This is a genomic window from Paraburkholderia sp. MM5384-R2 (genome assembly GCF_014201025.1).
Classification (GTDB): Bacteria; Pseudomonadota; Gammaproteobacteria; order Burkholderiales; family Burkholderiaceae; genus Paraburkholderia; species Paraburkholderia tuberum.
Map to the genome: position 1 here is coordinate 195,127 of NZ_JACHDI010000011.1, position 14,454 is coordinate 209,580.

The following is a 14,454-nucleotide window of genomic DNA, read 5'->3' on the forward strand; positions in this document are numbered from 1 at the left end:
GGCCTGCAGCCGCAGGCGGGCACATTCGCGCGGCGCACACCTGCCCGCCCCGCCCCATTGCCCCGCCAGCCCGTTTGATTACACTTACGCGATTCGACGCCTTTACACGGCGCACCACCCAGGCAAACCCTCACCATGAAAGTTACGAACCGCCGCGAGGCAATGCTGCAGGCCGTCCTCTCCGGCATGACCGATGTGAGCGCGTTGTGCGAGCACTTCGGCATGTCCGAGGCGACGGTTCGCCGCGACCTGCGCGCGCTCGCCGACGAACGGCGCATCGTGCGCACCTACGGAGGCGCGGCCGCTTCGCTCGGTATTCACGAACCCGAGGAATCGCTCGATAGCCGCCGCGAGAGTTTTCGCGAGCAAAAGGAGGCCATCGCGCGCGTGGCCGTGAGCCATGTGCAGGATGGCGACGCCATCTTTCTCGACGGCGGCACCACCACCGCGGCAATGGCACGTTTGCTCGCCGGCCGTCGCGAGGTTCGCGTTGTGACCAACAATCTGTTGGCCGTCAACACGCTCGCTGCGAGCGAAGTGCCCGTCACGCTGATCGGCGGCGATCTGCGTCCCACCAGCATGAGCACGCTCGGCCCGCTTGCGCAGCTTGCCTTGAGCCGCCTGTCGGTCGACAAGGCATTTCTCGGCGCGGACGGCGTGGTGGCTGACCGAGGCCTCTGCGAGGCGTCAGCGGAGCAGGCCTACCTGAAGGAATGCGTCATCAGGCAGGCTGCCCAACTCTTCGTACTGGTCACCTCGCACAAACTGGACCGCGCAAGCCAGCAATACTGGACACCGCTCGAACGCGAGTGGACGCTCGTGACCGATGCCCGTCGCGACGCACCTGAGATGACCTCATTCCTGTTGCACGGCGAGGTGACCGTCGAGACGACGCGGTAGCATGGGCACATTGACTGCCAGGTATAACGGCTGCATCGAGTCGCTGTTCAACTCGGCCTGCGAGCAATGAAGTCAATTTCGACGAGCGCGTCACGCGCCAATCCGGTTACGCCGATACAGGTCCGCGCCGGCAATCTCCCGGCCGGAAAATAAGCTGCATAGACCGCGTTCATCGTTGCGTAATCCCGTTTGAATTCGGTCAGGAAAATCCGCGCCGAAAGGACATGTTCGAGGCCCAGACCCATCCCCTTCATCACCAGGATCAGATTGTCCATCACTCGTGTCGTCTGGGCGGCCACGCCTTCGGGAAGCGGTGCGTTGTCGTCCTCCGGCGACGTCGGCATCTGGCCTGTGAGAAACACCCAGCCGTCGTGCTCGGTTGCATGGGAGAAAGGGCCTACCGGTGTCGGGCCGCCCTCGACCATCCAGAATTTTGTAGATACATCCATTCGAAGTAACTCCGGAAAAAGGAAAGCACCGTGCGCACCGCTTCGGCAGACCGATCGCGCACGCACGACAAGATGATTATTCCGTGAACAAGGCCTTGCGGATGATCGCGTGCACACCCCAGTTGCCGTCGACGACCTGTGTCACACCAAAGTCGACTGCGACCGACATCAACGAGATTGCTTCGTCTTCGGTAAGGCCCTTGGTCGTCATCAGAAAGCGGCGCGTCTTGATGAACGCGTCACGCATCGCGAGATCCAGCGTCGACTTCTCGTAGACCTTGCTCTGCGCGTGCGTGCCGAATTCAGCCAGATAGTTGGCATGACTGAATCCATGCAGCACCCACTCGTCGGCGGTTTCGACGAGCGGATACGTGAGATCCGCGTACGGTTGGCCGGCCAGAGTTGCTCTCTTGTGCAACACCAGTTGGAACTCGCCCGTCAGCGAGCATTCGATCGCCGTCCCACATAGCTCGGAATCGCCCTGCGATGCGTGCGGATCCCCGACCGACAGCAATGCGCCGGGAACACCCACCGGCAGATAGACGCTCGCACCCTGCGCGACGCGCCAGTTGTCCAGGTTGCCGCCGAACGCGGACGGCGGAATCGAGTCGATGAGACCGTCCTGTTGCGGCGCGACCGCGATCAGACCGAAATGCGGGCGCACCGGAATCTTGACACCCTTGAGAATTCCATAATTTTCCTCAACGGTGGAATGATCGACCGGAACGCCCGGATAGTCGATGGTCGGATGCACGACACCGAACGGATCGCATTGTGGCGTCCAGCGGTAGTTGTAGACCGCGCGCGCAAAGGGCGTGCCCTGGTCCGGCCGGGGCTCTGCGTCGAGTTCGTAAATCGTGACGACTTCGCGCGGTTTAGGCTCGGTCAACAATTCACGGTAATGGAAACCCCACCACGCGGCCGCATTGCTGCCGAACGCCCGCCCGCTGAATTGCGGATTCGCGCAGCGCCGCGGATGCACCTCGAGGATCCTGACTTCCAGTATGTCGCCCGGCTCGGCGCCACGTACCGCAATCGGGCCGGTGCAGATATGCACCCCAAACCCTTCGCCTGCGCCTCGACCGTAGATCGATGCGTCGATCGGTCCGGCGCCGCGCCGGTTCACGTTTTTGCGCTCGGCGGTCCAGTGGAACACGCTTTCAGCGCCTGGATCGCCGGCCACCATACGCGCCCAGTCGTCCGACGCATGCTGCGTCAGTGTCTCGATCGTCACGCTATCGCCGCTGTCGACTTCGAGCACCGGCTTCAGGTCGTGTGAGAAATAGCCCCAATGCACCGTGTTGGCCGTTGCACGCAACAGGTGGTGGCGCGGCTTGCCGGACCGGCTGCTGATTGCCTGCCTCGAGCCGGTTCGCGTGTCGACGGGGCGACTGGCCACGATCGCGCCGGCAGCGTCGAGCGTTGCTTCCCGCGCCGCGGCTTGCGCGGGAACCAGCAGCGCATCCGTGTTGAGCGGCAATCCGCGCGAAATGCGCTGCACCACATGCCGGGCCAAATCGAGGCTCGCTTCATGACGGAAGGCGCGCGGCGACGTCTTGTACTGCTCGCGAAACGCACGGCTGAAATGCGCCGGATCGTTGAAGCCCCAACGAAAACAGATATCCGAAATCGACGTCTTTTCGTGGAGCGGATCGACGAGTTCGGCCCTGCAGCGTTCGAGTCGGCTGAGCCGCAAATACGTGGAGAAGCTCTGGCCGGCACTTTCGAACAGCTTTTGCAGGTAGCGCTGCGAGACGCGCTCTTCTGCGGCGAGACGCGTGAGACTGATGTTGGGGTCGCCCAGTTGCGCATCGATACTGCGGCACACGCGCGAGAAGATGGCCGCCTGTGACGATGTCAGTCCGCTAATCGGCGTTTCGCGCTGTTGCACGGACAGAATCGCCACCAGAAACTCGACCAGTGCGAGCTCGAGCGGACGCAGGTCGTTGGCGGACAACATCTCCACGCCTTCCGCAAGCGACGCAAGAAAACCGGAAAACACATGCCCGACACCGACATCTCCGGCGATCCGGCCGGCGTTCATCGACGATGCAAACAGCCGCCCCCTGATCGCCGAGCGCGGTACACGCGCGACAAAAGCGCGGAAATCGGTCGCGAAGAGCAGCGAGGCGCCTTCGCCCGACGGCAGAAAGACGAGGTCGTTCACTGCCAGAGGCTGACGTCCGCTGTTGGCCTGCAGCGTCGCCACACCGTCAAGGTGCAGCACAATCAGCACGCCGTCGCCACCGGCAGCGTTCGGTTCGAGCGTCTGCGCCACCGACGCCAGCAGGCCCAGATCGAAACCGCCGGGCGAGCGCTGCGCGACGATCGTGCCACGCAACGCCCGCACAGAAGCAATCGCACCGCTACGCCACCCCATCGTGTCAAGCGCTTTAACCCACGCGCGAAGCCGTTCGGCCTCCGAATAGGACTCGGTAGTAAAGCGCAGCAAATCCAACGTTGACTCCAGAACAGACGCCCGTCGCACGAGCGCAACGCCCGCTACCCGAGGACAGATTCGACAAGCGGTACGGGTCGCCCAAAAAAGCAATAACCGCACCAACTCGGGTCGGGTGCATCGCGAGGGCGCGGCGGCCCGAGCGCCGGTGGCCGCCCGACCGCGATGATTGCGCGCGCAGGCACCAGCAACGCCCCTGTGCACTGATCTGACGCATACGGGACGCCCGCGCACACGCGCGGCGAATCGCCTGCGGCCCGAGCGGGACGTCTCAGCGGCCGGCGCCGCCGACAAAGACGTTCTTGCGAATTGATCCATGCACACCCCAATTGCCGTCGACCACTTGTGTGACGCCGAAATCCGCGGCGACCGACATCAGCGCAATGGCCTCATCCTCGCTTAGCCTGTGCACGGTCATCAGGAAACGGCGCAGCTTGCGGAACGCGTCGCGCATTGCCTTGTCGAGGCTCGCGTGCTGTGCCACCTCGGTCTGTCCGGCCGGGCCGAGTTCTGCCAGGTAATTGGCGAAAGTAAATCCGTACACGGACCATTGGTCGTCGGTTTCCAGCATCGGGTGCGTGAGGCCTTCGAGAATCGTGCCGCCGAGGTCATTCTTCTTGTGCAGCACGAACTCGAAGTCGCCGGTGAGCGAGGTTTCGATCGCCGTACCGCCAAGTTCACTGTCACCCTGCGCTGCATGAGGATCGCCGACAGAAAAGAATGCGCCTTCGACCGCGACCGGGTAATACATCCGCGCACCTTTTCCGACGCGCCAATCGTCGATATTGCCGCCGGTGTAGCTGGGCGGAATCGAGCTGACATAGTCGAGTTCCGCCGGCGCGAGCCCCATCGTGCCGAAATGCAGCCTGGCCGGCACCTTCACGTTCGGCAGGATGTTCTCGCGTTTGTTCACCCGCGTAGGGTCGACCTTGACGCCCGGGTAATCGATCATCGCGTGGACCACGCCGTCCGGGTCGGTTTGCGGCGTCCACACGTAGTTGTAGACCGCACGCGCAAATGGCTCGCCCGAGGTATCGAGCTCGAAGATCGTCACGACTTCACGGGGCTTCGGCTCCTCGATGAGATCGTGGTAATGAAAGCCCCACGATGCGGCGACATTCGAACCGAAACAACGGCCGCGATAGCACGCATTGCAACTCGGCCGCGGGCGCACGTCGAGGATTCGCACTTCGAGCACGTCGCCGGGCTCGGCCCCTTCGACCGCGACCGGCCCGGTCAGCAGATGCACGCCGACACCTTCGCCCGACCCAAGCGTAAACGGTCCATCGGTTGGCCCCGCGCCCCGGCGCGGCATGGCCTTGTGCTCGCGAGTCCAGTGGAAGATGCTTTCGGCGCCGGGGTCGCCCGCGACCATCCGTTCGTGGTCGTCGTTCGCATGGTGGGTCAGCGTCTCGATCGTGATCCGGTCGCCGGAACGCACCGTCAACGCGGGCGCGACCTGCTTGCTGAAGTAACCCCAATGAACCGTTTCAGGCGAAACCGGGAGTGTATGGTGCTTCATGTCTGTTCGAACCTCGTAAGACGCCCGGCACGAACGGCCGGGCGATGCTGAATGGCGCGCGCCGTCAAGACGCGACTTCGAGCCGGTCGTCCGCGCCCATCACGCTCAGGAATCGAGCTGTCAACGGATGGCGCGGCTGGGTGAGCACTTCATGCGTGGGTCCCTGTTCGACCACCGCGCCGCCGCTCATGAACACGACGCGATCGGCGACCTGATCGGCAAAGCGCAACTGGTGCGTGGAGATGATCATGGTCAGGCCGCCTTCGTCCACGAGCCGCTGAATCACGTCGAGTACCTCGCCGACGAGTTCGGGGTCGAGCGCGGAGGTCGGTTCGTCGAGCAGCAGCACGCGAGGATTCGGCGCCAGCGCGCGGGCAATCGCGACGCGCTGCTGCTGGCCGCCCGACAGATGTCGCGGCAACGCATCCGCGCGATGACTGAGGCCGACGCGTTCGAGCAGTTCGCGCGCGCGGCGCTCGGCGTCGGCCGGTGGTATCCCGTGCACCCAGCGCAGTGGCCCGGCGATGTTCTCGCACGCCGTCAGATGGCTGAACAGATTGAAATGCTGGAACACCATGCCGACGCCGGCACTCGCTCGCTCGTTGGCGAGGTCGCCCTGTGTCATTGGCTGACCGTCGACCCGAAAACCGATGCGCTTGCCGCCGATACGGATTTCGCCGGCATCCCACTGCTCCAGGTGATTGATACAGCGCAGCAGCGTGCTTTTGCCCGATCCGCTCGGCCCGAGCAGCGCAATGACCTCGCCGAAGCGGACCGTGAGGTCGAAGCCGTCGAGTACCGTCTGCTTGCCGTAACGCTTGCTCAGCCCTTTCACCTGCACCGCCGCTTTCTGCTTCTGCAATAGCTCGTAGCGGCTTGCGCGCTCCGCATGGGCCTTGCGCGCAACCGGCACGGGCGCGGCGTCGAGCGGCACACCGACGGATAGCGTCGCGCTCGCGGCGGAGGGCTCCGCGGCGGTCGCGGCCCGGCGCCACGGCAGCAGTCGCGCAAACCGTTCGGACGGACTGCGATCGAGATCGAGCGCGGTTTCGGCGAATAGCTGGATCGCGGCAATCAAGCCGGTCAGCACGAGATACATCAGCCCGGACGCAAAGAAGATCGAGAAGAAATCAAACGTCGACGACGCGAGTTGCGTGCTGCGCAAGGTCAGTTCGTCGACCGCGATCACGGAGGCCAGCGACGAGTTCTTCAACGCGCTGACCGATTCGTTGCCGAGCGCCGGCACCATGGTGCGGATCGCCTGCGGCGCGATCACACGGCGCAGCAACACGGTCGGCGTCATGCCGAGCGCCTGCGCCGCAAGAACTTGCCCACGGTCGACGCCGAGCACGCCGGAGCGCAGGATTTCCGCGATGAACGGCCCCTCGTTCGCCGCAAGCGCAAGACCCGCGGCGCCCATCGCGCTCAACTTCAAACCGATGTGCGGCAGCGCGTCGTATGCGAACACGAGTTGCAGGATCAGCGGCGTTCCGCGAAAAATCACCGTGTAGCCGCGTGCGATGGCGGCAAGCGGCCCCACCTTGCTCAGTTGCATGCTCGCGAGCACCAGTCCCACGATCAGACCGCCAGCCAGCCCGAGGAGCGTGACTGCGATGGTGAAGCCGATGCCGCTTAACAGATACGGCAGGCCGACATAGTGCAGGAACAAATTCATCAGTTCGAGGCAATCAGCTTGGGAGTTTCGAGATTTTCAGCACCAAGCGACCACTTCTTCAGCAGCTCGGTCTGGGTGCCGGACTTCTGGATCGCGACGAGCGCCGCCATTACCGCCGCGCGCATTGCCGGATTCGTTTTAGGTACGCCGATACCGATCGAATACGGCAGTGTCACCGCATTGGCCTTTTCGAGCTGGCCGGGATACGCCTTGACCGCCTGGTCCACCGTATTGACGTCGTTGATGTACGTATCGGCGCGGCCCGAGAGAATCGCCTGGATTGCGTTCGCGTTGTTGTCGTACAGCTGCACGGCGGCTTCCGGCTTGTTCGCCGCCTTGCAAAGCGGTGCGAGCTTCTGGATCAGCGGCACTTCGACGTAACCGGTGTTCTCCGCAGCAGTCGTGCCGCACATCGTCTGGTTGATGCCGCTGATTTTCTTCGGATTGCCCTTCGCAACCAGCACGCCGTCGAACACTTTCGAATAGGTGATGAAGTCCGCCGCCTTCGCGCGCTCCTCGGTCGCATAGATATCGGAGATCACGATGTCGGCCTGACCGCTTTGCAGCGTCGCCAGCAGCGCCGAGAACGCGACAGGCTTGTACGCCATCTTGAAGCCGAGGCAATTGCCGATCGCCTCGCCGAGATCGATGTCGAAGCCGATGTATTTCGTCGGATCGTTCGGGTCCAGCGCTTCGTAACCCGGCGTGTGCGGGTTGATCGCGTTGATCAGCGTCTTGCCCTTGAATTGCGGGTATTTCGCCTGCAACGCGGCGCACTCGGCGGGCACCGGCGCGGCGGCTTGAGCGTGACCCGACATCAGCAGCGCCAGCAGACTGGCTGCGCCGAGAAGCAGCTCGCGCCAGCGGCGGCCAAAACCGCCTGCGCGCGGCATGCCACGTCCATGACCGACAATATTTGTGTTCATCCCCATACTCCTGAACGGCAGATGTCAAAGGCCCACCCTATGTACGCCTCGTTGCATCGCACGAGGCCAAGGGTAGGTGAACGAAATTCCGTGGACTTGTTCCAGCGCGCCCAAATGCTTGCACGGGCGCGAAGCAGACATCAGCGCCGCGAGCGGGTCGATGCTGTCGCACGGCCAGTCGAGTCGGCAGCGCGCCCGGCAAGCTGGACGCTTCGACTGCCGGGCGCAATGCGTCGTACTCAATGCGATGACGCCGTCCCCGCCTGCAGCGTGGCGGCAGGTATTTGCGCTTCGCGCGGGAAGTAGCACGCCGGCGATTTGACGTGCACTTGCTGATTGCCACCGGGCAGGCCCGCATAGTCGACGGTCCGGGTTGTCGCAGTCTGCGCAAGCGGCGCACGGTGAGCCTGTGCCGACGAATAGGCGCAGCCGTTCAGCAGAGCGACGAAGATCAGGCCAACGAGAGTTCGTATCATGAGGAATGTGTCGCGTGATCCGACTCAATGAGCTTCTTTTAGCGCCGCGCTCGAGACCAGCGCATCCGACCTGTTCCACCAACCGCCGCCGACGGCCTGAAAGAGCGCCGCCGTGTCCGCGAGCCTCGCAGCCCTCGCCTGGATCGCGGCAACGTGCGCCGTTTCATAGCTTTGCTGTGCCGTCAGCACGGACAGGTAAGCGATCTCCCCCGTCTGCAGCTTCCGGCGAGCGATATCGAGGCTGCGCGATGCAGCCTGTTCGGCGGCCACGGACGCTTCCAGCGTCTTCGCATCGGCTTGCACACTTTGCAAGACATCGGCAACGTTCTGGAACGCGTTGATGAGCGTCAGGCGGTACTGCCCCGGCCTGCTCGTAGACCGCCTGTGCGGCGCGCTGGCGGTGCAGCAGCGCCCCGCCCTGAAAGATCGGCTGAAGCGCATCGCACTGCAGCGCCCGTTGCTTTTCGAGCGGCGGTACCCGAGCGGAAGCTTGACCTGCGTGGCCACGGCATGTTGCGCAGCGAGCACGAACCCGGCGAAATCGCGGCCGCGCACGTTGGCCTGCACCATGATCACGCGCTGCCCCTGTTCGCGCTCGATCGTCGAAGGACCGGGCTCCATCCGGATGTCGGCGACTTCGGCGAGCGGCACGGCCTTGCCCGCGCCGTTGCTCACGCGTAGCGCGCCGACTCGCGCCACATCAGTGCGGTCTTGCGGCGTCAGACGAACGCGTATGTCGAAGCGGCCATCGTTATTCGAAATCGAGCCAACGGTGCGGCCTCCAAGCGCCTGCACCACGTCGAGCACCTGGCTCGCATTGAGGCCGTAGCGCGCCACCGCATCCCGGTTCACGATGATGCGCAAGTACGGCTGGCCGACCGTCTGTCGCGCTTGCACGTCGGCGGCTCCCGGCACGCGAGCGATCACGCTCGCAATACGCTGCGCGGTAGAGCGCGCCGGTTGCCTGCTCGAGCGCGCTGGCCTGGAGCTCGGTGCGCGCGCCAAGATCGGCATTGCCGGCGGCAATCGCGTGACTCATGCCGGCGACTGCATCGGCGCCATCGCGCACCTGTCCCACGATGTCCGCGAGCGCTTCTCTCATCCGCACGACAGTCGCCATCACGCTAGCCGTATCGCCGGTGCGCAACCCGGCGCGCTGGGAAAGATCGCCGCGCCGAATCGCATCGGCGAACGCGATCAGCTCACGCGGCTCCGCGCCGAGCGAGCGGCCGATGTTGCGCACGACAAGCACCGCAACGCCACCACCGATCACGCACGCAAGTCCGGATAGCGCAAGCATCATCCAGCGGAAATCGACGCTTATCTGACGTGCCTCGGCACCGCCCTGCCGGTTCAGCGCTTCCTGAAAGTCGATCAACTGGTTGATTGCCGCGAGCCACTCGACCAGCGCGGGGCGCGCTTGCTGGAGCAGCACGGTGCGCGCCCCTTCGGTGTCGCCGGAGGTTTGCCGTGCAACTACCTCGTCGATAAACGGCGTGGCCTTGTTGCCCGCATCGATCACGCGCGCCCAGTGATCCGCAATGCCGATAAGGGTGCGCCCTTCGCAGCCGCTATTCGCGCGTCGGCTGAACAGTTCTGTAAGCTCGGCTGCAAGGTGCTTGCTGAAGGTGTCGAAACGGCAGCCCAGCACCACGCATTGCAGAACTGCGGCATCGAACTTGCGCAAGGGTGGCTTTACGGCAAGCCGGCGGCCGTTGCGTCATTGCCAGGCGGCAGATGACCCAACGGCGGGTTCGCAAAACGATTTCGAAAGAACTGGCGCGCACCGAAGCGCACTGAACACCGCCGCCCGCGCACAGCGTTCCGTTGACGCGACAGCTCTATCGTTTAACGCTGATTTCATTCTCACGGTAGGCAGCCGCTCGAACTCCGTTGCATTTTGCCGCTACGTCCGTTTCAACAGCGACGTATCCACCGGTAACGCACGAATCCGCTGGCCGGTCGCGTCGAAGATCGCGTTGCAGATGGCCGCTGAAGTCGGCGGCACGCCCGGCTCGCCAACGCCGCCAGGCGGCGCATCGCTCGGCACGATATACACGTGTGTCTCGGGAACGGAATCGATACGGGCGACCTGGTAGTCCGTGAAGTTCGATTGCTCCGACGCACCGTTCCGGAAAGTGAGTTCACTGTATAACGTGTTGCCGAGCGCCATCACCACCGCGCCCTCGAACTGCGCAACAACCCGATCGGGATTGACGATGCGCCCGCAGTCGACGGCCAGATCGACGCGTGTCACACGCACCGAACCGTCGTCGGCCACCTGCACATGCGCGACCGCGGCCACATAACTCAGGAAGCTGCGATGTACCGCAATCCCGCGTCCATGCCGCGCCGGCAATGCGGTCGACCATCCGGAGCGCACGGCGGCCGCGCGAACCACGGCCGCATAGCGGGCGGTGTCGATCGGATACTCGTCGATCGACGCGCCGTAGTTCGGGTAATCGACCCCTAGTGCATGCAGATCGACATGCCGCGGCGTGCCGAGCAGCGTGAGCAGGTGCTGCACCGGATCCTGCCGCGCGGCCGCCGCAAGCTCATCGACGAACGACCCTAACGCGAAGCCGTGGGGAATGTTGTATACCGATCGATACCAGCCGATGCGCGTGTGTGCAGAGGCGGCGCCGTTCTCACACCGCACGTTGGCGATGTCGTAAGGCATGTCGGTCACGCCCTGCCCCAGTTCACCCGCCGCCCCGTAACGGACATCAGCCTTGAATGTCGAACTGATCGACGGAAACACCGTGCGGTGCAACCACGCGACCGTCTTGCCTTGCGCATCGAGCCCGCCTTCCATGTGCTGGGCGCACACCGCATGGAAATAGTCATTGTGCACATCGTCTTCGCGAGTCCACGTGAGCTTCACGGGCGCGCCGACCTCGCGTGACAGGAACGCCGCCTCGGCCACGTAGTCAGGCTTGGACTTACGGCCGAAGCCGCCGCCCAATAACGTGACATTGATCGTCACGGCCGGCTCCTTCACGCCGAGCACCTGTGCCACGGTCGTGCGAGCCTGCTGCGGATTCTGCGTCGCGGTCCAGACTTCAACCGCACCGTTCGCATAGGACGCGGTCGCGGCGAGCGGCTCCATCGCCGCATGCGCCAGGTGCGGCACGTAGTAGTCCGCCGAGACATGGTGGGCGGCGCTCTTTAGCGCAGCCGCTGTGTCGCCGTTGTTGCGAACGATTTTGCCCGGCTGCCGCGCGGTGTCCTCGAGCGCCTTGCGATAAGCCTGACTGTCATACGATGCATTCGGCCCAAGGTCCCAGTCGAGCCTCAATTTCCGCCGCCCTTGCATCGCGGCCCAAGTGCTGGTTGCCACCACCGCGATGCCGCCCAGCGGCTGGAAACCGGCGGGCAACGGCGCAGCGGGAATGCGCACCACATGCAGCACGCCGGGCACTTTCATCGTTTCCGTCGAATCGACGCTCTTGAGCGTCGCGCCATAGACCGCCGAACGTTCGATCGACGCGTACATCATTCGGGGCAACACGACATCGATACCGTACGTCGCCCGGCCGTGGACGATGTCGTCGAGATCGACGATCGGCAGCGACTTGCCGATATAGCGCCAGGTACCCTCGTCTTTCAGATGCAACGTGTCACGGCCCGGCACCGGCTGACGCGCCGCCGCCGTTGCGAGCGCGCCGTAGGCCACGCGCCGCCCGCTCGCCGCATGCACGACATGACCCGGCTCGGTGTGGCAGGTCGCCGGCGCCACGCGCCATTGCACGGCGGCCGCCGCCACGAGCATCTGCCGGGCCGTGCCCCCTGCTTCGCGCAATGGCTGGAAGAACTGGCGGATGCTGCGCGAGCCGTCGGTATTCTGGTCGCCATACTTCGCATCGCCTTGCGCCTGCACGACCTTGACGGCGTTCCAGTCGGCGTCGAGCTCGTCGGCAAGAATCATCGCGAGACTGGTGCGGATACCGGTCCCCATCTCCGAACGATGCACGACCAGAATGATCTCGCCGGACGGCGCGACCGAGACATACACGTTCGGTGCGAAAGCCCCTTTCGCGCCATTCGCGGATGACAGCACGCTCGCCGCGAGCGCGGTGCCCGCGCCGCCGATTTGCAAGCCCAGCACAACCCCACCCGCCAAGGTCCCTTTCAACACCCCGCGCCGGCTCAGATTGACGATTTCGCCCATCACGCCTCCGACGCTGCCGCCTTGATGGCGGCCTTGATGCGTTGATAGGTGCCACAGCGGCAAACATTGCCGGACATCGCTTCGACGATCTGCTCGTCACTCGGCTTCGGCGTCTGCTTGAGCAACGACGCGGCCTGCATGATCTGTCCCGGCTGGCAGTAACCGCACTGCGGCACATTGGCGGCCTTCCACGCGCGCTGCACCGGGTGATCGCCGCCTTTGCCGAGTCCCTCGATGGTCGTTACGGGCTTGCCCTGAACATCCGCCAGTGCGGTCACACACGAACGCACAGCGACACCGTCCAGATGGACCGTGCATGCGCCGCACGCACCGACCCCGCAACCGAACTTGGTCCCGTGCAGCCCGAGCAGATCACGGACTGCCCACAGCAGCGGCATATTCGCATCCGCATCGACGTTGTGATGCACGCCGTTCACAATGAGTTCCATCATCTGATTCCTCGTAGTCGACGCGAACGGCACGAAGTCGTCATGCGCCGTATCGCTTTACCCGCACAAGCCGATCAGGCTCTCGCCTGATAGGCGTTGCACCATCCCGCGCCGCTCACCTGCTTCGCACCGAACAGCGCGCAAAGCGCGCTCGTGTCGGCTGGCTTGCCCTGATAGAACTGGCAGTTCGAGCAGCGCTGGGTGGCGCTGAAGCGCGGATATTTCGCGTGATCGACACGCGATGCGTCGCTCCGGTAGCCGAGCGCCTGCGCGGCCGGATCGCTTTCCTGAAGCTGCGTGGGCGCGGCCCACGCCGTGCCGCCGGTCATTGCCAGCGCCGCGACGCCAACGGTATGCACAATGAAATTTCGTCGATTGGTTCGCATGTTCAATACACTCCTTTCACGACACCAGAACACGTTGCGGCGGTGCCATAAACTCCGGACCTACCGGGTCCTTGACGAATTGCGAGACGATCGCGTCGATTTGCGCGAAGGCCTTGTCGTCGAGTCGCCAGCCGAACGCGGCTTCGAGTCCGTCCAGTTGCGACGGACGGCGCGCACCCCACAGCGCGATCGTCGGGCCGCGGTCCAGCACCCAGCGCACGGCAAGCGCAAGCACCGACTTGTCGAAGTTATCGCGCGCGAAGACGTTCAGTGCTTTCACAGCGTCGACATACTGCTGACGACGCGGCGCACGGAACTTCGGGTCATGTTGACGCAGATCGTCGCCCTCGAAACGCGTTTCGGCGCCGATGCGCCCTGCCAGCAATCCGCGGCACAGTGCGCCATAGGCGAGTGCAACCAGCCCATGCTGTTTCACATAAGGCAGCACGTCGCGGTCGATGTCGCGTTCAAACAGGTTATAAGGCGGCTGGGTGGCGGACAGCGGCGCCACGCGACGGAACGCGTCCATTTGCGCCGCAGAGAAATTGCTGACGCCAAGCGCGCGAACCTTGCCTTCCTTGCGCAGGTCGTCCAGCACCGCGGCGGTCTCTTCGATTGGCACGAGCGGATCGGGCCAGTGAACCTGGTACAGATCGATGTAATCTGTCCGCAAGCGCCGAAGTGTATCCTCTACTTCATGACGAATACGCTCCGGCGAAGCATTGCGAAATACCTTGCCGTCCTGCCATTCGAGAGCGACTTTCGTCGCGATGACTGCCTTATGGCGATATCCATCGGCCAGCGCTTTGCCGACGATTTCCTCCGACGCGCCGAAGCCGTACGCCGGCGCCGTGTCGATAAGGTTCACGCCGCTGTCGAGCGCCCGGCGGATCACCGCAATCGAGTCCTTCTCATCAGTGCCGCCCCACATCCATCCGCCGATCGCCCACGTGCCCAGGCCGATACGCGATACAGGCGTCGATAAACCCTCAACTTCAATTGTTTCAATAGTCATGCGATGCTCTCTGGTTAAAGCGCCGCA

Annotated in this window: 14 protein-coding genes; 3 read left to right on the plus strand and 11 right to left on the minus strand. The window is 64.0% G+C overall.

From position 1 onward, the window contains the following. Positions 1 to 135: 135 nt before the first annotated feature. Positions 136 to 900 carry a DeoR/GlpR family DNA-binding transcription regulator gene (locus HDG37_RS19415; protein WP_184050421.1) on the plus strand — a complete coding sequence of 255 codons (765 nt, stop codon included), beginning with the start codon at positions 136 to 138 and terminating at the stop codon, positions 898 to 900. A gap of 47 nt (positions 901 to 947) precedes the next feature. Here HDG37_RS19415 and HDG37_RS19420 read toward each other — a convergent pair whose 3' ends face one another. The 7 genes from HDG37_RS19420 to HDG37_RS39395 form a co-directional block, all read right to left on the minus strand. Continuing rightward, on the minus strand, positions 948 to 1,349 hold the full coding sequence (locus HDG37_RS19420) for a RidA family protein (protein ID WP_184050423.1): 402 nt from the start codon (positions 1,347 to 1,349) through the stop codon (positions 948 to 950). Positions 1,350 to 1,425: 76 nt separating this feature from the next. Continuing rightward, a complete protein-coding gene (locus tag HDG37_RS19425) occupies positions 1,426 to 3,807 on the minus strand; it encodes an acetamidase/formamidase family protein (protein WP_184050425.1) in 2,382 nt (793 codons plus the stop codon). A 271-nt stretch (positions 3,808 to 4,078) separates the two neighbouring features. After that, entirely contained in the window at positions 4,079 to 5,329 is a 1,251-nt protein-coding gene (locus HDG37_RS19430) for an acetamidase/formamidase family protein (protein ID WP_184050427.1), read from the minus strand. A 64-nt stretch (positions 5,330 to 5,393) separates the two neighbouring features. After that, positions 5,394 to 7,004, minus strand: coding sequence for an amino acid ABC transporter permease/ATP-binding protein (locus tag HDG37_RS19435; RefSeq protein WP_184050429.1), 1,611 nt, complete (start codon positions 7,002 to 7,004; stop codon positions 5,394 to 5,396). Continuing rightward, on the minus strand, positions 7,004 to 7,930 hold the full coding sequence (locus HDG37_RS19440; RefSeq protein ID WP_184050431.1) for an ABC transporter substrate-binding protein: 927 nt from the start codon (positions 7,928 to 7,930) through the stop codon (positions 7,004 to 7,006). Before HDG37_RS19440 ends, HDG37_RS19435 begins: the two co-directional genes overlap by 1 nt. A 239-nt stretch (positions 7,931 to 8,169) precedes the next feature. Continuing rightward, on the minus strand, positions 8,170 to 8,406 hold the full coding sequence (locus HDG37_RS19445) for a hypothetical protein (RefSeq protein ID WP_184050433.1): 237 nt from the start codon (positions 8,404 to 8,406) through the stop codon (positions 8,170 to 8,172). Between the two features lie 24 nt (positions 8,407 to 8,430). Continuing rightward, on the minus strand, positions 8,431 to 9,420 hold the full coding sequence (locus HDG37_RS39395; protein WP_260334936.1) for an efflux RND transporter permease subunit: 990 nt from the start codon (positions 9,418 to 9,420) through the stop codon (positions 8,431 to 8,433). 16 nt (positions 9,421 to 9,436) lie between these two features. On the opposite strand from HDG37_RS39395, the gene HDG37_RS19460 reads away from it, so the two are divergent. Further along, positions 9,437 to 9,697 carry a hypothetical protein gene (locus HDG37_RS19460; protein WP_184050435.1) on the plus strand — a complete coding sequence of 87 codons (261 nt, stop codon included), beginning with the start codon at positions 9,437 to 9,439 and terminating at the stop codon, positions 9,695 to 9,697. A gap of 240 nt (positions 9,698 to 9,937) precedes the next feature. Beyond that, positions 9,938 to 10,147: an EAL domain-containing protein gene (locus HDG37_RS19465; protein WP_311541508.1), complete on the plus strand. Its 210-nt coding sequence runs from the start codon at positions 9,938 to 9,940 to the stop codon at positions 10,145 to 10,147. Between the two features lie 165 nt (positions 10,148 to 10,312). Here the strand turns inward: HDG37_RS19465 and HDG37_RS19470 are convergent, their stop codons facing one another. The 4 genes from HDG37_RS19470 to HDG37_RS19485 form a co-directional block, all read right to left on the minus strand. Continuing rightward, positions 10,313 to 12,577, minus strand: a complete 2,265-nt coding sequence (locus HDG37_RS19470; protein ID WP_184050437.1) for a xanthine dehydrogenase family protein molybdopterin-binding subunit — start codon at positions 12,575 to 12,577, stop codon at positions 10,313 to 10,315. Next, complete coding sequence (locus HDG37_RS19475) at positions 12,577 to 13,029, minus strand: (2Fe-2S)-binding protein (protein ID WP_026226223.1); 453 nt, start codon at positions 13,027 to 13,029, stop codon at positions 12,577 to 12,579. Before HDG37_RS19475 ends, HDG37_RS19470 begins: the two co-directional genes overlap by 1 nt. A 71-nt stretch (positions 13,030 to 13,100) precedes the next feature. Further along, positions 13,101 to 13,412, minus strand: a complete 312-nt coding sequence (locus HDG37_RS19480; protein ID WP_184050439.1) for a high-potential iron-sulfur protein — start codon at positions 13,410 to 13,412, stop codon at positions 13,101 to 13,103. A 16-nt stretch (positions 13,413 to 13,428) separates the two neighbouring features. After that, the gene (locus tag HDG37_RS19485; protein ID WP_184050441.1) at positions 13,429 to 14,427 is read right to left on the minus strand and encodes an aldo/keto reductase; all 999 of its coding nucleotides are present in this window, start codon (positions 14,425 to 14,427) and stop codon (positions 13,429 to 13,431) included. Positions 14,428 to 14,454: the final 27 nt, after the last annotated feature.